The following is a 24505-nucleotide window of genomic DNA, read 5'->3' on the forward strand; positions in this document are numbered from 1 at the left end:
TTTTTACCTGAGAGTTACCTCGATTAGACCCCTGTTATGCGGCCGTCAAGTTTCCCCTTTGGTGTTCGAGTTTCCGCATGCGCGGTCACTCGAAGCTCTCCAGAGTTGCGTCCGGTACAAGTCCTTTTGCCTGAGAGATTCACCGTTATTCGGCTTACTCCTTCGGCGCCGCGATCGTTCTCTGCGGTCTCTCCCTGCACCATCATTCGCCAATATTCAATTTGTAGTATTGTATTAATTTTTGCCTATGAAGGTGTGAATTGTCAATTGTAACTTTTCATAAAATTTACCTTCGTCCGCCTTGACTTTGATGTTCCCATTAGATTAAGCTAAAAGCAAAATTTGCTGGTAAGCGAGGCGTAAAACGATGAGTAACGTACAAGCCAATTTGTTATACACCAAAGAACATGAGTGGGTAGAAAAGCTTTCGGACACGGTAGTTCGTGTAGGTATTACTGATTTTGCCCAAGATCAATTGGGAGATATTGTGTTTGTTGAATTGCCTAAGGCTGGAGCATCCATTACCGCAAATGAAAGCATCGGCAGTGTGGAATCCGTCAAAACGGTTTCCGATATTTTCTCGCCCGTATCCGGCAAAGTAACGGCTGTGAACGGCTCATTGGAAGGATCACCGGAGCTGGTAAACAGTGCGCCGTTTGCCGAAGGCTGGATGGTTGAGGTCGAGGTATCCGGCGCGGATGCGCTTGAAGGTTTGCTGACGGCTGCTGAGTATGCTTCGTATATCGGCAACGAGTAAGACGTATTTGCATAAAACGAGTTCCTAGCTATCGATTTTTCGATAGTAGGACTCGTTTTTTTTGTTTGCCGGAATGTGGTAAACAATTGTCCAACGTAGGTTGTATTTATTGCAACCAAAACACATATTTTCTCTGCAAACAGCCGCTTCGTTGTACAAAATACAACCATTTTAGAGGAGAAGGTGTCAAAACAGCCCTTTAGAGTCCAAATTGTTGTATTAAGTGCAATGAAGCGAAGGGTTGGATCCTGTAAAGCGCTCTCAAGTTGCACAAAGTGCAATATGCACTTGAACTCGCACTGCGCTTGAACGCGCAATTCACTTGAACACGAGCCCGAACACGCACTTGCACGCTGACGGAAATGGATAAACCGAAGGTAAACGTGCACCAATCCAACTGCGATGTTCGGGTATGCAGGGTGTAAATATCGCCCCCAAGGAAAAAGTCGATTTTTGTCGGTAAAACGGAGTTTGGACTTGACAGCTTTTAAAGAGGAGGCATATAATAAGAAACATGAAATAGGTAACCGGTTACACATCGTGTATCACAGTAACATTAATAATTAATATGCAATGTGTAAATAATAGTATTTATCGAGATAAAGGAAAATTTCGGGAGCATGTAACCGGTACCCTACGCAAGGATTTCTTTGCTAAGAGTACGGGTTTGCTTTTTAGTAGGAGTGAGTCGTAACCAGTGGCAACAATCAGAGATGTAGCAAAGTTGGCAGGCGTTTCCGTAGCGACCATTTCCCGATACTTGAACAAAAACGGATATGTCAATGAAGAAACAAAATTGCGAGTAGAGCAAGCGATCAAAACGCTTCAGTACGAACCAAACGCGATGGCTAGAGGGCTTGCAGGAAGAAAGACAGGAACGATCGCCTTAATATTCCCCGATATCACGAACCCATTCTTTGCGGAGCTGGCCAGAGCGGTTGAGGATGTTGCCCGCATGTATGGGTATACAGTAATCCTGTGCAATTCGGATAATCAGGCAGATAAGGAGCAAACCTACATCAGGGTGCTGAAGCAGCGGTATGTAGACGGCATTTTGTTTGCTTCCTACAGCCTTCGCTCCGATGATGTTGATGCTCTGAACAACGAGAAAATTCCTTTCATTATGTTGGATAGAGCGCCGCGCGAGACTTCTTGCACGGTCGTCAGCTCCAAGCATTTGGAAGGGGCGCAGCAAGCTGTACAGCATCTGCTCGATGAGGGCTGCACGAAAATTGCTCATATCTACGGCCCGCAGGATACGGTAACCGGAAGAGAGCGATTCATGGGATACGAGCAATCCGTGAAACATTTTCCTTGGTATTCGCCAAGCCTCGTCGAACCGGGTTATTTCCGCGTCGACGGCGGAATGGAAGCGGTTGAAAACCTGATGAAACGCCATCCTGATATCGATGGAATTTTTGCAGGCAACGATACGATGGCGGTTGGAGCGCTTAAAAAATTGCAGCGAATGGGCGTGCGCGTCCCTGATCAAGTTGCGTTGTGCGGTTTTGACGGTATCGACCTTACGGTCATCGTAGAGCCGGAAATTACGACGGTCGCACAATCGATTTATGATATGGGGATGCTGTCAACACGGCTTCTTATTAAGAAAATCGAAGGTGACAACAGCGAAGATCAAACGCATCTATTCGATGTCAAACTCATTCCTCGCGAATCAACGAGAAGAAAAAGAAAAGAATGAACCATCGAATCGGATGATGGACAGTGGAGGTTGTAAAGCAATGGAACAATTCAAAATTTTGGCGCCCTGTGGGATGTTAGGCTACGGATTTCCGAAGTCATCGTTTATAAGAGGGATGGAACATAAGCCGGATGCGATCGTCGTAGATGCCGGATCAACGGATGCCGGTCCTCATAAATTAGGAGCGGGTACGGCGATTGTCAGCAAACAAGCTTGCAAGAAAGACTTGGAACTGATGATCGTAGCGGGCGCTGAGGCCAAGATTCCGGTCATTATCGGATCTGCCGGAGGAAGCGGCGCAAAGGTCCATGTTGAATGGACGCGAGCGATCATTATGGAGATTCTTGAAGAAAACAACATTAACGGTCTGAAAGTCGCGACAATCTGGGCGGATATTCCGAAAGATGTCGTGGAAGCTAAATTAGCAGCAGGCGAATGTGAACCTCTTGGCCTTGCAGTGAAGACGCTTACGAAGGAAAGGTTGGAAGCTACCAACGGTGTTGTCGCCCAAATGGGACATGAACCCATTATCGCGGCGCTTCAAGAAGGCGCTAACATTATCATCTGTGGTCGCGCTTACGACCCTTCGCCGTTTGCCGCGGTCGCGATGTATCATGGTTTTGATACAGCGCTTGCTTATCATTTGGGTAAAATTCTTGAATGCTCTGCGCTTTGTGCAGAACCGGGGACAACGAAAGATTGCATGCTGGGCATTCTGACCAAAGATTCCTTTATCGTCAAACCGCTGAACGACAAACGTAAATGTACGGCCGTTTCCGTAGCTGCGCACACGTTTTATGAGAAGGATCATCCTTATCTGCTTCATGGTCCTGGACTTGTTCTGGATCTTGAACATTGTGAGTTTAAGGAATTGGGAGACGATAGCGTTGAAGTGCGTGGCAGCCGGATCTTGCCAACTCCTGAATATAAAATCAAGCTCGAAGGGGCAATGAAAGTCGCTTACCGTACGCTCGTCGTCGCAGGTATCCGCGATCCGCTTCTGATCGAACGGATTGAAGAAGTTGAGGACTTGGTCAAACAGCAGGTTTGGGAGTATTACAGCGAAATACCGCAAGAGGATTATGAAATCAATTTCATCAATTACGGCCTTAACGGCGTGTTGGGTGAATTGGAGCCGCAAAAAACAGCCGGTCACGAATTAGGTGTCGTCTTCGAAGTTATTGCAAAGACACAAGAGCTAGCGAACACAATTTGCAGCTCGGTCAGATCAACATTCTTGCATTACGGCTATGAGGGCAGGAAATCGACAGCGGGTAATCTGGCGTTCCCTTTTGCCCCAAGTGATATCCCTTTCGGCGCTGTGTATGAATTCTCTGTTTATCATTTGATGCAAGTTGCGGATGGCGTGGAGATGTTCCGCAACGAGTATATCGAGGTGTAATTATGAAGCTAGTAGATGCAGCGAAAGTACTGAGAAGTAAAAATAGCGGACCGTTTGAAATTACGGTGGATGCCCTTTTTACAGATCCGGAGATTTATTACAAAATCAAGAGTTCCGGCGTCATTAACAAAGATTTGGTATCGAAGCTTTACAACATTGAGCAAGATAAGATCATGCATATCGTCTTTTTCGATCAAGCGCTCGGCTTCAAAATTACGTTCGCGCGGAAAGTTTCTTCAGGCACGTTCTTGGATCGTGACGTATACGGAGCTCAACAGCATGCCCCACTGATGGAATTGGAAGTCGACGTATGATGGGAAAGGAGTCGATTCAAATCAGAACGCATTCGAAAATGAAACAAATGTGGAGTGACAAAGTGCTCTACTTGATGCTTTTGCCGGGAATCGCTTATTTTATCATTTTTCACATCTGGCCGATTATCGGCATGAAACTAGCCTTCTACGATTATCAGATTCTTGGAGATAACGTTTTTGTTGGATTGAAATATTTCCGTGAGCTCTTCAGCACGCCAATCTTCGAGCAAGTATTAAAAAATACGCTCATTATCAGTGCGATGAAAATGTTTCTTATTTTTCCAATTCCGATCATCTTCGCGCTCATTCTTAACGAATTCATTAACGGAAAGTTCCGGAAATCGATTCAAGTCATTTCGTATTTGCCGCACTTTCTGTCCTGGGTCGTTATCGCCGGGGTATGGTTCGACTTTTTATCCAAATCAAACGGTGTAGTCAACGAGATCATTCAGGTTTTCGGGTTTCAACCGCACGACTTTCTGACTGATAAATCAGCGATCAGATGGGTGCTTGTTGCCAGTGAAGCTTGGCGGAATATCGGATGGGATTCGATCATTTTCCTTGCCGCCATCATGGGTGTGAATCAAAGTTTGTATGAAGCGGCACACGTTGATGGAGCCAACCGCTGGCACATTGTGACGCGAATTGTATTGCCTCATCTGTATATTCCGATGGTGACCATCTTCATTCTGAATGTCGGATTTATTATGAATGCAGGGCTGGATCAGGTGTTGAACTTCACGAATGATTCCGTTAATAGCCGGATTGATATCATTGATACTTATGTTTACCGCGTTGGTTTGATCAACGGTCAATATTCATTCGCAACAGCGGCTAATTTGTTCAAAAGTATGATTGGGGTCGTGCTGGTGCTTTCCACGCATTTCATTTCCAAGAAACTGACCTCGAAAGGCGCATGGTAAGGAGGAGCTAGCATGAGTGTCCAAAAATTTTCGTTCACCAAATTAGTGCTCGGTGCCATACTCATCCTCATATCGCTGACGATGTTTGTACCGATCATGAACTTGATCGCCAAAGCTTTCTCGAACCCTAACAAAGTTCATATGCTGCACGGCTATGACATTTTGCCAAAAGGTTTCTCGTTCATCAATTTCCAGGTCGTGCTCAGCAATCCGATCGTCGGGAAAGCGTTAATGAACTCTTTATTTATTACGATTGTCGGAACGGCTTTCAGCATTTTCTTCACCACCATTACAGCTTACGTATTAACGCGTAAAAATCTGGTCGGTAAAACGCCGATTATGATTTTCCTCATCATTATCATGATTTTTGAACCGGGGATCGTGCAAGAATATATGGTAATCAAAGACCTGCACTTGCTGGATAATCTTTGGGCGATGGTCCTCTACCGCACGATTAACGTCTTTTATTTGATCATTATGATGCGGTTTATTGAAGAAATACCGGATTCCCTGGTTGAGGCTGCGAAAATCGATGGCGCTGGGCACATGACCGTGTTCATGCGGATTATCTTACCGCTGTCCCGCATTCCGCTTTTGACCATCGGTATGTTCTATGCGGTGGCTAGATGGAATGAGTTTTTCAAATCGAGCATTTTCTTATCCAGCCGAAGCAAAACCGTACTGCAAGTACTGCTCAGGCAGTTCGTTGTTGAAGGAGATACAACGACCTTGGTCGGCGCGGCTGATTTGATGAAAAATAATCATATCGCACAATTGGACTTCTCGTCCTTGAAAGCGGCTACGATTGTTATTGCTATGGTTCCGATTCTAATGCTATACCCCATTATTCTGAAGCATTATACCAAAGGAGTAATGGAAGGCGGCGTAAAAGAATAGTATTCAAACATTATCTTGGGAGGCAATCCAAATGAAAAAAGCGCTTTTTGCAATGGCAGCAGTCGTTCTGGTCACAACAGCATGCAGTTCCGGGGGGAACAATTCAACGAACACATCTGCACCATCCGCAACGCAAAACGGCCAAGCGGTTACGACGGTTTCCATTTTGGCTAAAGATTTTGCACCAGATGATCCTAACGTTCAGAAGTTGATTAAAGGCATCGAAGACGGCATGAAAGCAGAAGGTAAAAATGTAAAGCTGCAAATTACGCCGGTTCAAAGCGGAACGTATTCCGAGAAAATGGGCTTGCTCTTACAAAGCGGCAATATCCCTGATCTGATCTACTTCCAAGGTGGAGATTATCAATTTGCAACGACTCAGAAAATTTTGGAGGACTTGACTCCATATATTGATAAATCCAAATATGTTAAGGCTTCTATGAATCCTTATAACATTGAAAGAATGAAGAACTACCCTTACTTGCTATGGTTATCACCGGTTAATAGTGCTATTCCTGTCGTGCGTCAAGACTTGATGGACAAAACAGCATCCGGTAAAGCAGCTTTGGAAAACCCAACAATCGATAACTACTACACGTTCTTCAAAGAGTTAAAAGAAAAAAGCGGTGCGAAATACGCCTATACGACAGCGGGCAATCTTGATGAGTTGGATGCTATGTTCGGGCAAGCCTTCGGATTGACGACAACTTGGATCAAGGGTACAGACGGTAAATTCGAATTCGGCAAAACAACCCAGTTTGAAAAAGAAAAACTAGAATTCTACGCGAAGATGTACAAAGAGGGCTTGCTTGATCCTGAGTTCCTGACGAAGAAATGGGATACGAAGGAAAAAGCATTCTATGATGGTCAAGTAGCTATCATGGCGGGTACACAAGGGAAAGTAATCGACTTGTATAACTCCAAATCAACTGCACAAAATGGCGCAGGCGCGAAAGTCGTTCCTCTGCCGCCGGCAAAAGGCAAGGCACAAGGCTACACACCGGTAGATACAAGCAAAGAAAGCCGTGGTTTCGCGATTTCCAAAACGTCCAAAAACAAAGATATGGCTTTTGCCGTATTAGAATACATGGCAAGTCCAAAAGGTCAAATGATGGATAAGCTTGGTTTTGAAGGCTCCGAGTACCAAATCGTGGATAACAAAATCAAATTGACAGATAAGTTTGCCGCTTGGTATCCACACTTTGTCGAGTCCGTGATCAGCTTCACGCCGGACAAAGAGTTTGATCCGACGACACCTTACTTCTCGGAACCGGCAGCGAAATCGCTCAAAATGTTCGAGAGCAATTCAACCAAAGACAATATCTTCATTATGCCAGCTGATTTGACAGCGAAATGGGATGCAGCTACAGCGGTTTACAAAGAATTTGCGGCTGATATCGTAACGGGTAAGAAAACAGGTGCTGATTTCGATAAATTCGTTCAAGCCTGGAACGCAGCAGGCGGTAAAGATGTAACGGATTACGCGAATAAAACAATTAAGTAAATCGGGCTTTGATGCCAATAAATGAACTGCAAAGTGTGGGGCGTAACAGCCCCGCACTCCCTGTAGAAGGGAGTAAGTCAAATGGTTACTTTTGCTGATAGAGTGAAAGGCGTTGTTTTCGGTACGGCGTATGGCGATGCAATGGGCGCTGTCGTTGAGAAAATGACGTTTAATGAAATTTATGAAAAGTATGGTCGGGTTGAAACGACGATGACCAAATGGTGGAAAGCGGATTGGTCGGAAGACAAGAGACTCGGCAGGATGAGAGGCGAGGGCATCGTTACTGATGATACGCTCATGACGCTAGCGCTTATGAATGTATACGGCATTGAACGCCGCCATCTAGACGCTTACGATCTGGCTAATGAGTTTGTCAAAGAAATCTCGTTCCGTCCCAAATACATTCCCGAGTTGGGGAAAGTCGCGATGGTGATGGACCGTTTGTTTTATCCGGAGAAGCATATCTTCAACCGTCATGTGCTTGCCAATTGCGAGCCTCGTGAAGGCGGCTATGGCAATATGGTTAACTGCGGCGCTGCCATGTATATCTCGCCGATCGGTATGGTGAATGCCTGCAATCCGAAGGCAGCGTATGATGAAGCGATCCTTTTTGCATCCGGTCATCAAGTCAGTTATGGCTTGGAAGCGGCGGGCGTATTGGCTGCTTGTGTTGCGAAAGCTTTTGAACCCGGTGTGACGGTAGAAGATATCATTCAAACAGCCTTAACGTATGCAAAAGATGGTACAAAGCAAGCCATTCAAGATCTGTGTGACACCGCTCGATCCCTCAAGCCAATCAAGAATAATCGGGCCGAAGTTGTTGGGCAGCTGCATGCGGCAATGGCTAAATACTCGCCAATGGGCGATGATGTCAATCGAAGCATTCATAAAGTAGGCATTCCTTCTAATCACTATACCCCAAGTCGATTATTCTCGATTGAGGAACTTCCTTTAGCATTAGCTTACATTATTTTGCATGATGGGGATTTATTGGAATCTGTAAAAGACGGGGTAAGCTCGGGACGCGACACGGATTCTATTGGTGTTATGGCCGGTGCCATTCTCGGAGCTATGCATGGCGTTGCGGCTATTCCGCAAGATGAGATTGCTATTATTGAACAGATTAATAAGCAAGAAATCGAGAAACACTGCAATGAATTTATTGAAGCAGCCTCATTTATTATTGAGCAAGATCTTGCACTGAGCAACCGAAGACAACAACAGATTCGTTCTATTATTTAAAAGGTGGTGTAATCGTTGATTCCTTCTAATTATTTGGAAAAACTTTATTCAGGTTACTTAGGTATGAACATTGGCATAAGACTGGGCGCTCCGGTAGAACCGACGATTTGGACTTATGAAAGAATACAAAGCACATATGGTGACATCACGGACTATGTCAAAGAATTTAAAAACTTTGCGGCGGACGACGATGCGAATGGTCCTTTCTACTTCTTGCGCGCGCTGTATGACGATGCGAAAGACCGGGATATTACACCTAACGATGTCGCTCGCGCTTGGTTGAACTATGCCCGTGAGGGGATCGGGATGTTCTGGTGGGGCGGTTATGGCGTAAGTACAGAGCATACAGCCTACATCAATTTGAAAAAAGGGATTGAAGCTCCACAGTCCGGTTCGATTGAGCAAAATGGACTTATTATCGCCGAACAAATCGGCGGTCAAATTTTCATCGACACATGGGGTCTCGTCAATCCTTGCAATCCGAAAAAAGCGGCCGATTTCGGTGAAGCGGCAGCTCGTGTTTCTCATGATGGCGAAGGCGTGCTAGGCGCAAGATTTTTCTGCGCAGCTATTTCCAAAGCGTTCGAAACAAGCGACATCAATGAAATTATTGAAGCCGGTTTGGCTCAAATTCCAGCTGACTCGATCTATGCTCAAGTGTCCAGAGCGGTTCTTGCGTTCCACGCGCAGCATCCGAATGATTTCAGAGCATGCCGAGATATGCTGGAAAGAGACTGGGGTTACGACAAATATACCGGCGTATGCCACATCATTCCTAATGCAGGCGTCTGCGTACTGTCCATGATTTACGGCCAAGGCGATTTCAACAGAACCGTTGAGATTGCAACAATGTGTGGTTGGGACACGGATTGCAACGCTGGTAACGTTGGTACTGTGCTTGGTGTAGCTTGTGGCTTGGAAGGTATTGCGGATAAGTATCGCAAACCGATCAACGACTCCATCGTCATGTCAGGGATTTCAGGTTTCATGAACATTCTTGATATTCCGACCTATGCGAAAGAATTGGCGATTCTCGGACATCGCTTGGCGAATGTTCCCTGCCCGGAAGGCCTTGTGGAGAGCTTCACGGAGCACGATATTTATTTCGACTTCGAGCTGCCAGGTTCCACACATAACATCCGTATTTCGGATCCGTTTTTCTGTCAGGCGAAGCACTCCACGGAGAAATCATTCAAAGGAACAGGCTCTCTGGAAGTAGTCTTTGACCGCATGGTTCGTGGGGAAAAATCAAAAATATTCTACAAACCATTTTATACACGCGATGATTTCAGTGACGAAAGATATTCACCGACATTTGCGCCTAAAGCATCCTCCGGTCAAAAAGTATCCATGCAAATCTTTTTGGATCAGTGGGGCGGCAACGAAACAATGGGTATCGCACCTTATGTGCGCCTGTCCAAAAGCAAAAAAGAGCTTGTACAAGGTTATGTGAAGCTCGTTGATCAAGAGTGGGTTCATATTGAATTTGTCATTCCGGATTCCGAAGGCGAACTGATTGTTGAGGTCGGTATCGTGTTGGAAGCTTATTCGACTCGCAAACCGAAAAGCTTGGGACGTATTTTCATCGATGAATTCCGGATCTACGGTAACGCTGATTACACAATTGATTTCAACAAGCAATTGAGCAATTTTGGCTGCATCACGCCATTTGCGCATAACAACGGGGCTTGGAGCTTGGAGAATGGCGCGATGTATCTCATGACGGCGGAGCCAAGCGAAGCGTATACAGGTAACTATTTTGCCAAAGATTACTCCGTCTCTGCCCGGCTCAACCCTCAAAGCGGACATTCCCACTTAGTGGCTGTTCGTGCGCAAGGCGCAATGAGAGGTTATCACGTAGGATTTGATGGAGCGAATCAAGTGTCTCTGTACATCAACAATTTCGGGTTCACGAAGCTGGCGGGTGCGGAGTTCCCTTGGCAGCTAGGCAAAGATTATGATTTTAAAGTGACGGTTCAGGGAAATACCCTAACATTTGCTATTGACGGGCAAGAAGTTTTGAAGCACACTGACGATACATTCGATTACGGTATGTTTGGTGTAAGCACAAGAACTGCAGCGAGAACTTATTTTAAACATATTAGATTTACGGAAATTTGAATTTGTGGGTGGATCGGGGAACGTTATGAAAATAATCGTAATTGGCAGTGCAAATATGGATATGGTCATGCAGACTAGCCGTATTCCAGAAATGGGCGAAACAATGCGGGGCGATGGATTTATGCTATCCGCCGGAGGCAAAGGGGCCAATCAGGCAGTTGCTTGCGCAAAAATGGGCGCTGATACCTGGTTTATGGCGAAAGTTGGCGACGATATTTTTGGGCAATCGTTGATCGGCAGCCTCAAAGGGTTCGGTGTAAAAACTGATTATGTAGGAATTGAACCTGAAGTTACAACAGGTGTAGCCGCGATTACGGTTTGCGATGGGAATAATGCGATCATTCTTGACGGCGGCGCCAATAACCTAGTTAAACCTGACTATATTGAAAGCTACAAAGATCAGTTGCTCGCAGCTTCAGCGGTCATGCTGCAGCTGGAAATTCCATTGGAAGCCGTCTATGAAGCCATTCGACTTGTGAAAGGCAAGGTGCCGATTTTCTTGAATCCGGCGCCTGCCGTTCCACTCGATGATGAGATTTTGGATGGTGTGGATTATTTCACACCGAACGAGATCGAATGCCGGTTGTACACGAATGTGGAAGTGAAAACCACGGAAGATGCTTTTGCGGCGCTGGATATTTTACGCGGCAAGGGCATTCGCTTCCCGTTGATTACTCTTGGCGAGAAAGGCATTGTGTACTATAACGGCACCGAGAATGTTTACATGGAAGGCCGTAAAGTGAAGGCCATAGATACAACGGCTGCTGGAGACACGTTCTCAGGGACGCTTGCAGCTATGATTACTTCAGGTAAATCCCTCGATGAAGCGGTAAACATTGCGCAGCATGCGTCTTCCATTTCGGTTACCCGGAGGGGCGCACAGAATTCGATCCCGTATTTATCGGAGCTTGCAGGTCTATGATGAGCACAGGGGAGATCCGTTTTCATGAGTTGTTGAAAACTGCCGAGCACTTAGGTGAACACCGTATCAGTACGGTGGAAAATAGGTCAGATGAGCATGGTGACTATGCTGCTGTGTATCTAGAGACCGAACTAATTCCTGGCCAGTGGGTGAAAACGTATTTCTGGATAGGCGTTCCTTATGGGGAAACGCCTTTTCCTGCTATGCTGCACATCCACGGGGGAGGTTCGCAGACGGCGAATTTGGAGCATGTCCGGCATTGGACGAGCAAAGGGTATGTCGCGCTTAGTTACGACTGGAAAGAGGAACTCTCCGGGCAAGCGCATTACTCCGATTTGGCGGACATGCCTACGAAAGACATGGAAGAAGAGTTTGACCCGCTGCAATCGGTCATGTTCACGCGCCTTATTCATGCGAAGAAAATGGTCACGTGGTTGGCTGGGCTGCCAGAAGTGGACGCAGGCCGGATGGGGGCGTTCGGTATTTCCCGAGGAGGCACGGTAACGAGACTGCTTAACGCCTGGGATAACCGTTTGCAGGCGGCGGCTCCTATTTATGGCTGTGGCAAGCATATGTCGCCGGGACGGCTGAACCGCAACGTTCGAAGGCCGCATACGTTGGAGGACACCTACGAATGGGAGAAGCTGCTTAGCGGTTGGAGGCTAGCCGAGCGGGAGCAGTCGCCAATGCTGATCATGTCAGCTACGAATGACTATTGGGGCTGGATGGACGCGATCTGTGAAGGAGCTGCCCACCTCCCGAAGGCGAAGCGCGGGTTATTTTTTGCAGCCAATCAGAACCATCATCTGGATGGCTGGGCAGGCGCCACGTTGGATTGCTGGATGGATGCCCTGGTCAAGGGTGATGGGCATTGGCCGCAAGCCCCGGCGGCTGCAGTTTCGGTTCACGAGGGAACCTTGCGGGTGAGCGCCGTATTTAGCGCTGACAAGTTGTCCGCGCTTCCTCAAAAGCTCCGCTTTTGCTGGTCTTGGTATGACTGGAGCGAAGTGCTTCCGCCGGGCAGATACTGGCATGTGAAGGAAATCGATTGTTCGCCAGACAGCGGCTTTAGCGTGGAAATACCGGTTATCGATCCTGCAATAAGCGGTTTCGTTTATGTGGATGCCATTTATGCAGATGGGGTAAAAACGAGCAGCTTCCCTCTGCGATTCTCTCCCATTTATCTGGGAGCTGTTGCATCTGCTATGCCTTTAACGCTGGAGCTGGCTGATTTCACTAGCGGGCTGGACGGATGGCATTGTCCGGAGCAGCGGACGGAGCCATTCGATCCTGATTTCCGCTACGTATTTGTGGATGATCCGGAGGGCGGCAAGGCGCTTGCCTTGGACAAACCGGGCATGAAGTTTGCCCTGGTTACGCATAAGCCGGTCGATCCGATGATGCAAGCGGACAAAGACCATTTGCAGCTACAGCTCAGGCTGTACACGGATGTTCCGGGCGTGTGGGAGATTTCGGTTTTACATCGTCCAGATCAAGCGGGTCAGATTGTTTGGGTGAGCGAGGTAAAGGGAGTGCTCGGCTGGACAGACGTACGACTGGCTAGGCAGTCGTTTGACAGTGCAGGCGGCAAAGGGTTCTCATCTTGGGATAAAATGCACAAGATCTCCGTGTGCTTTGTCCCAGAGCAGGTGAACGCAAGCAGCGGTTGTAGGCCGGCTCTTGGCTCGGTTCGTTTTGTTTAAGATGGTGGGTTACCATTAACGCCGATTGCTCCTGCTATTTTCTGTGATTTTGCCAATATCGAGTAAATAACTGGAAATTGTACCGCTAAAATCACCGAATCTAGCAAATTTCGTTCAGTTACCTCGATATAGATGTAGATTCTACCGTTATTTCGTTCCCTGCCAAGGTGCAGCGCGGAATAGCGGTAGTTATTGCTTCTACGTAAACTAAGCCGGGTTAAAGGATTGATAGAAGTGCTTAACAGGACTACGGAGAAAATCCGTAGTCTCTTTATATGACGACGGGCACTCCAAGGCGCATGGCTGCGCCCTAAATGGTCAAAATAACTGTTGACACAATCTGAGCTACTTACTACTATAAAAGTGTGGGTAATTGGATGATCCAATTCTCAGCATATTGCCAGACGGAAGGTACTCATCATGACAATAAAGAAAATCAAGTACCACAGAGTGTATGAGGATGTTATTGAGCAGATTGAAAAACTGATTCTTGAAGGCAATCTTGCGCCTGGAGACGTTTTGCCTACGGAAAGAGAGCTTGCCCAAGCGTTTGGGATCAGCCGCGGAACTTTGCGTGAAGCGTTCCGAATTCTGGAACGAGAAGGGCTGATTGAAACTCGTCCCGGCGGCGGCCGTTTTCTTAACAAGAACCTCAGCAAAGCGGAAGATAAAACGAGAATCCTCGATAATATTGAGCGAGCTACGATTATTGAGCTGCTGGAGGCTAGAGAAATTTTTGAAACTGGTATCGTGGAATTGGCAGCCTTGAGAGCATCCGAACAGGATATTCTAGAAATTGAAAGCGCTCTCGAAAAATGGGGTACCATTGACACGGAATCGGATGATCCCGTTTCTCCAGATCAAGCTTTCCATCTATCCATAGCTAAGGCTACACATAATGTGGTGCTGGTAAATCTTATCGATCTTAACATGGATTTGTTGAAACGAACGGCTACGAAGACGGTTGAGATACCCGGTCGCAGAAACGAAGTGTATAAGGAGCATTTTAACATTTTCCAGGCTATAAAAGAGAGAGATCCGCATAAGGCCAAAGAAACGCTGCTGTACCACTTGAAGCAGGTCAAACAAAATATTCAAATGAAATAGCCAAAAACGGACGAAGGTTATCCGTCTTGACTAATTGGATCATCCAATTACCCAAATCATTCATGTAATCGCTTTAACTAAATTGTAAGCGGCTACAGGAACATTAATGGCGATTCTCGTTCCGTATCCCATTCTTCTACAGGCAGGCACGACTACGATACGAATGAAGTATGGAAGACGGCTTCAAAGAATAATAGAAAGAATAAAAGGGAGGAAATAGAATGAAAAAGGCACTTCTCATGGTGGTCTCGGCTTTAATGGTTGTAACAACCGCATGTTCCAGCGGCGGCAGTAAGTCTTCTAGCAACACATCAGCTCCGACGTCCGCTCCAGCAGCAACAACCTCAGGGGAGGCGAGTAAAGAACCGGTCACTCTCTCCATCGTAGCGAAAGATTTAATGGGAGATGACCCCGGCGTTCAGAAGCTGGTGAAAGGCATCGAAGAAGGAATGAAAGCGGAAGGTAAAAACATTAAGCTGAAAGTGGTCCCTGTTCAAAGCGGGACCTACTCGGAGAAGCTTGGCCTGCTGCTGCAAAGCGGTAATATTCCTGACCTTATTTACTTCCAAGGCGGCGATTACCAGTTTGCTGTAACGCAAAAAATTCTGGAAGATTTGACGCCTTTTATCGATAAGTCGACGAACGTGAAGGCATCGATGAACGTTTATAACCAAGAAAGAATGAAGAACTATCCATATCTGCTATGGCTGTCGCCTCCGAATAGCGCTGTACCTGTGGTTCGCCAGGATTGGTTTGATAAAACCGCATCGAGCAAAGACCTGCTTGCCAATCCGACAAGCGACAACTATTATACCTTCTTCAAGGACTTGAAGGAGAAAAGCGGTGCCAAATACGCCTACACGGTGGCCGGCACACTCGATGAGCTTGACGTCATGTTCGGTCAATCCTTCGGCCTGACATCCACATGGATCAAAGGGGACGACGGTAAATATGCTTATGGTAAAACTACACAGTTTGAAAAAGATAAGCTCCTATTTTACGCAAAATTGTACAAAGACGGCTTGCTGGATCCTGAGTTCCTGACCAAGAAGTGGGACACGAAAGAGAAAGCCTTCTATGATGGGCAAGCTGCTATCATGGCAGGTACGCAAGGCAAGGTAATCGACATCTATAATAACAAGTCGACTAGTCAAAATGGAGCGGCCGCCAAAGTCATGACATTGCCGCCGGCGAAAGGGAAAGCACAAGGATATACCCCGGTTGATATCAGTAAAGAAAGCCGCGGTTTTGCCATCGCTAAGACATCTAAGAATAAAGAAATGGCCTTTGCTGTGCTGGAATATATGGCCGGCCAAAAAGGTCAGATGCTGGATAAGTTAGGCGTTGAAGGCGACGAATACCAAATCGTCAATAACAAAATCAAATTAACAGATAAATTTGCGTCTTGGTTCCCGCACTTTGTAGAGTCGACAGTGAACTTCAAACCGGATAAAGAGTTTGATCCAGCAACACCATATTTCTCTGAGCCGGCAAGTAAATCTCTACAAATGTTCGCTTCCATGTCGACCAAAGACAACAGCTTTGTGATTCCTGCTGAACTCGCTGCCAAGTGGGATGCTGCCTCTGCCAAGTACAAAGAGTTTGCGGCAGATCTCGTAACCGGTAAGAAAAGCGCGGCGGATTTCGATAAGTTTGTTCAAGAGTGGAACGCAGCAGGCGGTAAAGAAATGACAGAATACGCTAACAAAACGATTAAATAAACAACAGACGGCAAGTGGGGCGCAAGCCCCACTTTTTACCCATGAATAGAGAGGTGAAAGCAATGGAATTTCATACTGGAGATGACAATCGAGTGTTCATTCCGGAAACATCGTACATTTATCGTGTTCAACATCGCATAATGGAAGGGGATTGCCAGTGTGATCACGGGCCTTTTCTGGTTACGGTAGAGGCTTTCTATATAGACAAATACCCTGTTACGAATGAGCAGTACAAACTGTTTCTGGACGAAAGCGGCTATTATCCTGAAGACAGTCACAATTTCATCAAGCATTGGCAAGAAAACGGCATCCCTCAGGGTAAAGAGAATCATCCGGTCATCTGGGTCAGTCAAGAGGATGCAAGAGCATATGCCAAATGGAAGGGCGGAAGGCTTCCGAAGGAGACGGAATGGCAGCTCGCGGCTGGAGGCAGCCAGAAATTAAAGTGGCCGTGGGGCGATCATTTTAACGCCGACAAGTGCCATTCTTCCGGTTCGGATACAATGCCGGTTGATGCTTTTTCCTCCAACAGTAGCCCTTATGGTTGTGTTGACCTATCTGGTAATACCTGGGAATGGATGGATGATACCGTAAACGATGAACAGCACAAATTCACCTTTTTGCGGGGAGGATCTTACTATAAAGCGCCACATACATGGCATGCGGAGGGCGGCCCACATCCGACAGATTATCATCTGAAATTCCAACTGCTGAATGAAGGGTTAAACCGCTGTGAAACCGTTGGTTTCCGCTGCGTTTACGAGGTGACACGATGATTTTGAGCGATAAAGCCACTCACATCACGACGATTAAAAATGAGAAGATGGGGTTTGCCGTCAAGCATAACGGTCATCTCTCTTTGCATCAGGTGTTTCATCGTGCCATCTCGCAGCGCGCTGAACTGACGGCTGAAGAAGCTGAGCTGTTCACGATGGAGCTTGAAGGGGGGCACCTGCTTCCTTGCAGCCAGTGGCTCATTACGGGAATGGAGTCGGGCGGTGATCAAACGGAAGAACTGGTATCCGTTTCACTATCGATTCAATGTGGGCAGGATGAATTGATGGCCAAAGTCATTTTCCTTCATCATCTGGAGGATCAATCGATTCGATACCTGATTCAGCTTGGCGCTAAATGGGATGAAATGGGGCCGAAGGAAGTTTATTTACACATGCCATTCCTGGCGAACTTTAGATGGGACGAAGAACAGGCGAATCATTACTATTTTCCGTCTAATCCGCAAGCGAAACGAGATGGCAGCAGCATTATGCAGATGCACGTTGAGTTTACGATGCCACTCGGGATTTTCCATCCCAACCAGCAGCATGGTTTCAGCTTGGAGTTCCCCAATTTGAACGAATATTGGTTTATTTGGGTGCAAAACCGCAACATGGAGTTAAAACAAATTACCTCTCTTACGGAGTTGAAACATCATTGGTTGTTGCTCCGTCCTGATCCGGTGCCAGCGGATGTGATGGAAATCAAGTTCTCGGCGATCGAGCGCGGGTGGGTGGAGTTCTTCACTAGTTGGAGGCAGAATGCTCGTAAGCCGATATCTTATAAAGAGTATGAGCGGCCGGAATTGAAATGGTATAAAGATATGTTCCTGCAGCATTTTACGTACATCTTCAGCAAAGAAGTGTATGATTTTGAGAAGAATCAGATCGATGTGGAACGTTTACTTCAGCAAGGTGAAGCATTCGGAGGCTACGATTCCGTGCTGTTATGGCATCAATATCCGCGCCTTGGTGTAGACAGCAGAAATCAGTGGGACTTTTTCGGGGAATTTCCTGGAGGCATGCCGGGATTGATTAAAACGGTTGAGCAATTCCACCAGCGCGGTGTAAAAGTATTTTTACCTTTTAAACCCTGGGATATTGGCTTTGACGAGTCGGTGAAACAGTCCACCCTGAGTATTGTGGAGATCGTGAGAGAAACGAATATTGACGGTGTATTCCTAGACACCATGGACAGTGTTCCCGACAGTTTCCGTGATGCTGTTCATGAAATCAAACCTGACTTCGTGTTCTGTTCCGAAGGGCGTCCGAAAAAGAAACATCAAATTGAAATCATTACGGGTTCGTGGAACCAGTTTAAAAATAAAGAATCGATGCCGGAAACCGATATCTTCCGCTATGTGATGACCGAGCATTTCTCGCCGATTATTTCGCGTTGGCATGTAGGCATTCGCAAGGATTTGCTCATCAAACGGGCTATTTTTAATGGTACTGGCATACTGGTCTGGCAGGATGTTTTCGGCAGTTGGCTGCCTTATAACAAACTGCAGCAGGCAGCAATAAAGAAGTGGAAGCACATCTGGCGGGAGCATAAGGCGAACTACCAGAGCTCAAGTCCTGTTCCGTTGTATCCGATGCTACAGAGTGGATTATATTGCAATGCCTTCCCGTCCGATGATGGAACGAGCATTATTTATACGATTTATAATGATACCGATAATGAGATTCGTGGGGATTTGTTGAAAAGCGCAAGCTTGGGAATCATGAGTGTTACAGAGTTGTGGGATGATCTTCCGGTGCAAGTGAAGCAGCTGGAGGGATATGACCTAATTCGAGGGACTGTGAAGTCTAAAGAGTTGTCGATTATTAGAGTGGGTTTGTGATCGTTGTAAGGATGCCATAACAAAAGAGCTAAGCGAATTTCAAATCGCTTAGCTCTTTTGTTCCTCAATCCACCAACCGCAAAAGTTCCGCCTTCACACTCTCGTAAGCGTTCCGGTCGCCTTTTTTAGCATAAAATCGGAGGCCGTCTACACCTTTGAAAAGCAGCGCACACTTCAACCGCTCCTCGAAATGCGGGATGTCTCGCTCCTCACTGGCCCAAGCGCTGCGCACCATTTCTGGAATTTGCAGCTGTGGCGTCCATAGATGCTGCGTCGCCAAGTCGAACACGAAGTCGCCATAGAAGGCCATCTCCCAATCGACGATTCCCGTAACGCGATGCCCATCCGTCAGCATATTCCCCAGATGGAAATCACCGTGTACGAGATATCGCTGCTGCGGTGAATAGGTCGACAACTCCATCATGATGTCATATAAGCGTTGAAAAACATCCTTTTCCAAGAAAGTGTCCGTAAATAGCGTATACCAGTTATGCCAAAAGCCCGTCTGCTCCTCCCGAAAGAAGGAAGCCAGGAAATCAGGCCAACTCTCGTGAGTGCCGTCTCCCGAAGGTTGAATCCAGCCATACCCTTTGGTTTCACCAAGCTGGACTTCATTCATATTTTTAAAATGGTGGAGGAGATCGGGAAGAATCCGCTTGATCTCAGCTTCCGGATAGGAGATGACGGTACGTCCCGGTACCTTTTCGGCAATGGAAAAGCATAGCTCTTCGTTCGCACGGCCAATCTCCAGAACTCGAGGAACCGGCAGACCCTGGGGTGAAAATGTTTCATGCACATAACGCTCTCTGACAAACCCTTCACGGCCACTGTTAAAATGAATGATAAATTCCTCATCGTCTTGAGAGTAGCTGAACACTTTGCTCACTTCGCCTTGCTCAATCGGCCGGACATCGGTCACGGGTTTGTTCAAAAACTGCTGCAAGAAAGCTTCTGCTGATCGGGTATCCATGTTGGGTTTAATCCCGGACATTTGCTATCACCGTCCCTTATTCATCCTATGTTTTTTATTCGCAGCCTGGCTATATGAAACATGAAAGCAGGATACTTTCTAGTCTATCACGAAAATTAAAAACAGGAAAAATAAAACAATTTTCTGAAATAATAACTGACAGTATGCTGTCAGGGATCCTCCTGTATGATTATGATAACAATGAGAAATGGCCTTGAGCTAAAGGAGAGATACTTATGACGCAGCAGATACGGAACATGTATGATTTCCATGTATGGGCGAATCAAACGATGCTGACCCACTTGAAAAAGTTAGGAAAAGATGTGTACACACGCGAGATTCAAAGTGTTTTTCCTACGGTGTCGAAGGTTATCGCACACATCTATGTTGTGGATGCCGGTTGGTTAGACATGATGCAAGGTAAAAGCATGAACGAAGCCATGGCGGATTCGGTTCAGTTGACGGCTGATGCGGAGTCCAAGAGCATGGAGGAGCTTGAAACGATGTATGTTCAATTATCGGAGAGGTTCAAAGCTTTTTTGGATGAGCATGCGTCTTTGGAGGAAACGATTGTGCTGGATAATCCTTATGCAGGGGTGCGGGAAACAAGCCGTGCGGAAATGCTTCTTCAAGTGGTCAATCACGGCACCTATCACCGCGGAAATATTACAGCGATGCTGCGCCAAATGGGGCACGCCTCTGTAATGACGGAGTACGGTCTGTTCTGGTATGCCGGATAGTTTTACTGCATGTTCTCCATAGCTTGAATCGCATAGTTTAGCTCAACATCTTGTCCTTGTATATATTTTTGCTCGAAAGTCTGTTCATTTAAGGGAATGTCAATATCGGGAATGGCGCCGCCTTGCCCCTTGTCGTCACTATCTCCTTGAATCATTTTATCTTGATTTAGCGACCTGCCATCCGGCAGCTGCAAGAGATAGCCTTCCGGCATTTCAACCTGTATAGGGCTTGAAACAACCCCAAATGATCCATTTGTAGAGGTAAATCCAACAATTCGAGCATGGGGCAAGCCCTTCACCACAAGAGGTAAGCCTTCTCCGGAACTTCCCGTTCGTTGATTGATCAGAATAGCTAACTTACCGCCATAGTAAAGCTCTGCAGGTTTGATTATACGAGTTTCAATAGCATTGATTTCAAACTTGCCAGCCATACGATTGTAATAGCTCACATACTCATAAAGTTTCGGCTTATTTACAAAATAACCTGCCATTGCAATAACCAGGTCATCACTTCCCCCCGGATTGTCACGAACATCAATGATGAGGCCATTTATTTGCTTTTCCTGAAACTCTTTCAGTTTGGTTCCCAATACTTTATCCGGATGAGGCATTGTCGCGCTTGGGAGAAAATATCTGATCTTCACATAGCCATATTCGTTACTTAGAACTTCGCTTTCCACTGGAGCATCCGTTTTATTTGGTTTCACTCTTGTTTTCTTTAGCGTCTCGTAATTGTCGTCATAAGCCGTTAAAGTTACTTTTTTTATTTCAGTCTCCCCTTTGTTTTTAAAAGCCACCTGGACGTCTTTCCCAATGGACGTTCTTACCATAAACCTTCCTTGATTATCGTTCCGGTCTCCATCCGTAGCCATCGGGTTTTCACTCCAGTAGGTGGCATGGTAAGCTTCTTGTGCCTCTTTTCCATCCCAAGAAATGATCTCAGCCCCAAGCTGGATCCCGCTTTTTTCAGCGGGACTGCCCACTAAGAGCAAATTGACCACAACCTTGCCCTGATCTAATTGAATCGTACTTAGACCAACACCACCACCGACTTCTTGTTTAAAAACGTGATTATCATCGTACAATTTCTCATTCACGATTTTGACATGCCCGTCTCGAAGAGAATAAAGATACGATCTTAACGTTGTATAGTATAAATCTTTGTTCTTTTGCTGTTCTGCTTGTAGAAATAGAGGTTCATACTTATTTTTCATTGCTGCCCAGTCTACCTTTTTCCAATCACCAAACGGGTACTCCCGGGATAGCCGCTCATTTAATTGAACAAATGCTTGCGAATAGCTCATATGACTGAAATGACTCACTGGATTGTAACGTGACTCACCCGCCAGTATCAACGAAAAGACAAGAGGGAGCATACCGAGTAGACACAGGGCGACTCTTATAATTCTATACTTGGGCAAGGGCACAGGGATGTGACGAACCGGTCTAAATACTTTCTTGACCGTACATAAGAAAAGAACCGCGGCAACTGCGTAGAATATTAATGCCAGCAGGGTCGTATCACCATTTAGTACACTAGCAATGGCGATAAGGAGACCGGCGCTTGGCAAAAAATCAAACCATGTGACATGTTTTTGAATTGGTATGGCATACCAGACTAACACAGTTAAAATGATGGCAAACAACAGCAGTTCATAAATTGTGAACCACTTCAATGAACCTAAAAAATCTCCAATCATGCTCATGTTTCATCTCCTTCATCTAAGTCTTTACGTTGCATTTAAAGATTAGAAAAGAAATATGAACGGAGCGTGAACGTCACAAATACCGGCACCATCAGGTACCGGCTTTTGTTGAAAGCGTGTTTGGAGGAGAACTCGGAATATGCAGGGTGAATTTCGTGCCTTGTCCGACAGTGCTTTCTACTTCAATGTTTCCATGATGATGTAAGACAATTTGCTTCACAATAGCGAGGCCTAGACCACTTCCCGTACTGTTTCGCGATCTATCCGTTTTGTAAAACCGCACGAAGATTTGATTTAGTTCCTCAGGCGTAATCCCAATCCCTGAATCTTTAATGATAACTGTATACGAATGGTTGTTAGCGTGGAGTTCGATACGAATCGTTCCATTGTCAGGCGTGAATTTGATGCTGTTTCCAAGCAGGTTAATCCACACTTGATTGAGTTGATCGGCATCTGCCGTGATTTTGGCGCCAATGGGCAGCTTCAGGTCGATACGAATATGTTTGACAGACCAGAGTGGCTCGCAGGAAACAACGACCTGTCGGATTTGTTCATCAAGGTTAAACGTTTTTGCTACAAAGGGATGATGCTTGGATTCAAGAGAAGCAAGCTTGAGTAGATTATCGCTAAGTCGGGACAGTCTATCGCTTTCCTTCAGAATGATGTCCAAATACCGTCCCCGTTTCTCCGCTGTTACCAGATGGTCGAGCTTTAGCGCCTTCGCAAAGCCCGAGATGGAAGTTAACGGCGATTGTATCTCATGGGAAACATTCGAGACAAAGTCCTGACGCATCATCTCCAACTGCTTCAACTCACGGGCTGTCTCGTTGAAACTTCGGGCAAGGATCCCTAGTTCGTCTTTTCGCTTAAGCTTCAATTCCACATCGAAATCGCCCTTAGCGAGTCTTTTGGTTGCTTTCGTCAATAGTTTAAGGGGCCTCACCAAGAATCGGGCGGCAATCAGAATACATAAGCTTCCTATAACAAGCACAAGAAACAGAATAGTGATCAATAACCGGATTACTGCCTTTTCATTTTTGGTGGAAGATTGCAAGAAGAGGGCATAGTTCTTACCTTCAAACGCAAACGGAAGCCCTACATACAAGTCCCCCTCTGATTTAACCTTCGATCGGTATCGTGTGCCTTCCAGCACCTGTTGGACGGGTTCCTTATCAATAGCAATGAACTGCTCTTTATTGTCTGATCCATATAGTTTCTTTTCGCCTGAGGCAGCAAATAGTTGAATCGGGTACACCGTTAACTGGGATGCTTTTTCCATGAAGGCTTCCAGATCTTGAGGCTGAGTTTGTTTATAAAGTTCAACGATGTTGTCGCTTACCTTGATCATGTCGTTTTGTCCCAACTCGTTTAACTCTTTTTGAAATATGGCAATTCCGATAATAAAAGAGGAGATTAAGCCGATTACAATTGCAGCTAAAAAAGTGAGCACTATGCGTACATATAAGCTCTTCATCCTGCCACAACCACAAGTCTGTATCCGAGACCACGCGCCGTTTCAATGTAAAAGTGTTTGATATCGCTGGCAAATCTCTGCCGCAGCCTCTTGATGTGCACATCGACGGTCCTGTCATCGCCTTCGTAGTCCATCCCCCAAATTTGAGTGATCAGTTGCTCTCGTGTGAAAATTTGGCCCGGGTAACTGGCCAGCTTGAACAGCAGCTCGAACTCTTTTAGAGGAAGGGCTTGCTCCTCATTCCCGCGCACGACTTTGTAGGTACCCAGATTTAGCAGAACCTCACCCAATTGTATGACCTTGGAGGATGAGATCCGGGATCGCTTCAACAGTGCTTTGATGCGCAGCACGAGCTCCACCGGATCGAACGGCTTCGCCAAATAATCGTCTGTCCCTAGCTGGAAGCCCTTTACTTTATGCGCCGATTCCCCCTTGGCCGTCACCATTAAAAGGAGGATATGAGGATCTCGCTTTCGGATCTCTTTGCACAAATCCCAGCCATCCACCAGCGGCATCATAATATCAAGAATGACAAGCTCAACGACCGTATTTTCCAGTAAAGAGATTGCTTGCTCTCCGTTCTCCGCTTCTATAACGTCGAAGCCTTCATTCTGTAGAAAGAGGCTCATCAGCTCACGAATGTGCGCGTCATCATCAACAATAAGTATTTTGCTCATTTACTT

The 24505-nt window shown here is 46.2% G+C and carries 20 protein-coding genes and 1 riboswitch; of the genes, 16 read left to right on the plus strand and 4 right to left on the minus strand.

Annotated elements, in window-relative coordinates:
• Window positions 1–108: 108 nt before the first annotated feature.
• A riboswitch (glycine riboswitch) is annotated at window positions 109–206 on the minus strand.
• A 161-nt stretch (window positions 207–367) separates the two neighbouring features.
• From gcvH to ACUN27_RS05745, 15 genes are all read left to right on the plus strand, one after another.
• Window positions 368–757, plus strand: coding sequence for a glycine cleavage system protein GcvH (gcvH, locus tag ACUN27_RS05675; protein WP_315953969.1), 390 nt, complete (start codon window positions 368–370; stop codon window positions 755–757).
• A gap of 697 nt (window positions 758–1454) precedes the next feature.
• Window positions 1455–2459, plus strand: coding sequence for a LacI family DNA-binding transcriptional regulator (locus ACUN27_RS05680; protein WP_315953970.1), 1005 nt, complete (start codon window positions 1455–1457; stop codon window positions 2457–2459).
• Between the two features lie 16 nt (window positions 2460–2475).
• Complete coding sequence (locus ACUN27_RS05685; RefSeq protein ID WP_445560599.1) at window positions 2476–3861, plus strand: acyclic terpene utilization AtuA family protein; 1386 nt, start codon at window positions 2476–2478, stop codon at window positions 3859–3861.
• Window positions 3862–3863: 2 nt separating this feature from the next.
• Window positions 3864–4175, plus strand: coding sequence for a DUF4387 domain-containing protein (locus tag ACUN27_RS05690; protein WP_315953971.1), 312 nt, complete (start codon window positions 3864–3866; stop codon window positions 4173–4175).
• 38 nt (window positions 4176–4213) lie between these two features.
• Window positions 4214–5098 carry an ABC transporter permease gene (locus ACUN27_RS05695; RefSeq protein ID WP_315953972.1) on the plus strand — a complete coding sequence of 295 codons (885 nt, stop codon included), beginning with the start codon at window positions 4214–4216 and terminating at the stop codon, window positions 5096–5098.
• Between the two features lie 12 nt (window positions 5099–5110).
• Window positions 5111–5995 carry a carbohydrate ABC transporter permease gene (locus ACUN27_RS05700; protein ID WP_445558543.1) on the plus strand — a complete coding sequence of 295 codons (885 nt, stop codon included), beginning with the start codon at window positions 5111–5113 and terminating at the stop codon, window positions 5993–5995.
• Window positions 5996–6026: 31 nt separating this feature from the next.
• Window positions 6027–7499 (plus strand): extracellular solute-binding protein, encoded by a 1473-nt coding sequence (locus ACUN27_RS05705; protein ID WP_445558544.1) that lies wholly within the window; start codon window positions 6027–6029, stop codon window positions 7497–7499.
• Between the two features lie 81 nt (window positions 7500–7580).
• Window positions 7581–8741, plus strand: coding sequence for an ADP-ribosylglycohydrolase family protein (locus ACUN27_RS05710; RefSeq protein ID WP_326062609.1), 1161 nt, complete (start codon window positions 7581–7583; stop codon window positions 8739–8741).
• A gap of 15 nt (window positions 8742–8756) precedes the next feature.
• Window positions 8757–10862, plus strand: a complete 2106-nt coding sequence (locus ACUN27_RS05715) for an ADP-ribosylglycohydrolase family protein (protein WP_445558545.1) — start codon at window positions 8757–8759, stop codon at window positions 10860–10862.
• Between the two features lie 25 nt (window positions 10863–10887).
• Entirely contained in the window at window positions 10888–11784 is an 897-nt protein-coding gene (gene rbsK / locus ACUN27_RS05720) for a ribokinase (protein ID WP_315953976.1), read from the plus strand.
• Window positions 11781–13487 (plus strand): dienelactone hydrolase family protein, encoded by a 1707-nt coding sequence (locus tag ACUN27_RS05725; protein WP_445558546.1) that lies wholly within the window; start codon window positions 11781–11783, stop codon window positions 13485–13487. The genes rbsK and ACUN27_RS05725 overlap by 4 nt, the downstream gene beginning before the upstream one ends.
• A gap of 420 nt (window positions 13488–13907) precedes the next feature.
• Window positions 13908–14594: a FadR/GntR family transcriptional regulator gene (locus ACUN27_RS05730; RefSeq protein ID WP_315953978.1), complete on the plus strand. Its 687-nt coding sequence runs from the start codon at window positions 13908–13910 to the stop codon at window positions 14592–14594.
• Window positions 14595–14815: 221 nt separating this feature from the next.
• Window positions 14816–16315 carry an extracellular solute-binding protein gene (locus tag ACUN27_RS05735; protein ID WP_445558547.1) on the plus strand — a complete coding sequence of 500 codons (1500 nt, stop codon included), beginning with the start codon at window positions 14816–14818 and terminating at the stop codon, window positions 16313–16315.
• A 62-nt stretch (window positions 16316–16377) separates the two neighbouring features.
• Window positions 16378–17091, plus strand: coding sequence for a formylglycine-generating enzyme family protein (locus ACUN27_RS05740; protein WP_445558548.1), 714 nt, complete (start codon window positions 16378–16380; stop codon window positions 17089–17091).
• Entirely contained in the window at window positions 17088–18932 is a 1845-nt protein-coding gene (locus ACUN27_RS05745) for a hypothetical protein (protein WP_445558549.1), read from the plus strand. Before ACUN27_RS05740 ends, ACUN27_RS05745 begins: the two co-directional genes overlap by 4 nt.
• A gap of 64 nt (window positions 18933–18996) precedes the next feature.
• Here ACUN27_RS05745 and ACUN27_RS05750 read toward each other — a convergent pair whose 3' ends face one another.
• Window positions 18997–19923, minus strand: a complete 927-nt coding sequence (locus ACUN27_RS05750) for a phosphotransferase family protein (RefSeq protein ID WP_315953982.1) — start codon at window positions 19921–19923, stop codon at window positions 18997–18999.
• A 215-nt stretch (window positions 19924–20138) separates the two neighbouring features.
• Here ACUN27_RS05750 and ACUN27_RS05755 point away from each other — a divergent pair, with 215 nt between their 5' ends.
• On the plus strand, window positions 20139–20642 hold the full coding sequence (locus ACUN27_RS05755; RefSeq protein ID WP_315953983.1) for a DinB family protein: 504 nt from the start codon (window positions 20139–20141) through the stop codon (window positions 20640–20642).
• 2 nt (window positions 20643–20644) lie between these two features.
• Here ACUN27_RS05755 and ACUN27_RS05760 read toward each other — a convergent pair whose 3' ends face one another.
• From ACUN27_RS05760 to ACUN27_RS05770, 3 genes are all read right to left on the minus strand, one after another.
• Entirely contained in the window at window positions 20645–22348 is a 1704-nt protein-coding gene (locus tag ACUN27_RS05760) for a S41 family peptidase (RefSeq protein ID WP_445558550.1), read from the minus strand.
• A 91-nt stretch (window positions 22349–22439) separates the two neighbouring features.
• Entirely contained in the window at window positions 22440–23798 is a 1359-nt protein-coding gene (locus ACUN27_RS05765; RefSeq protein WP_445558551.1) for an ATP-binding protein, read from the minus strand.
• Window positions 23799–23818: 20 nt separating this feature from the next.
• A complete protein-coding gene (locus tag ACUN27_RS05770) occupies window positions 23819–24499 on the minus strand; it encodes a response regulator transcription factor (RefSeq protein ID WP_315953986.1) in 681 nt (226 codons plus the stop codon).
• Window positions 24500–24505: the final 6 nt, after the last annotated feature.

The organism is Paenibacillus sp. WC2504 (genome assembly GCF_052682475.1).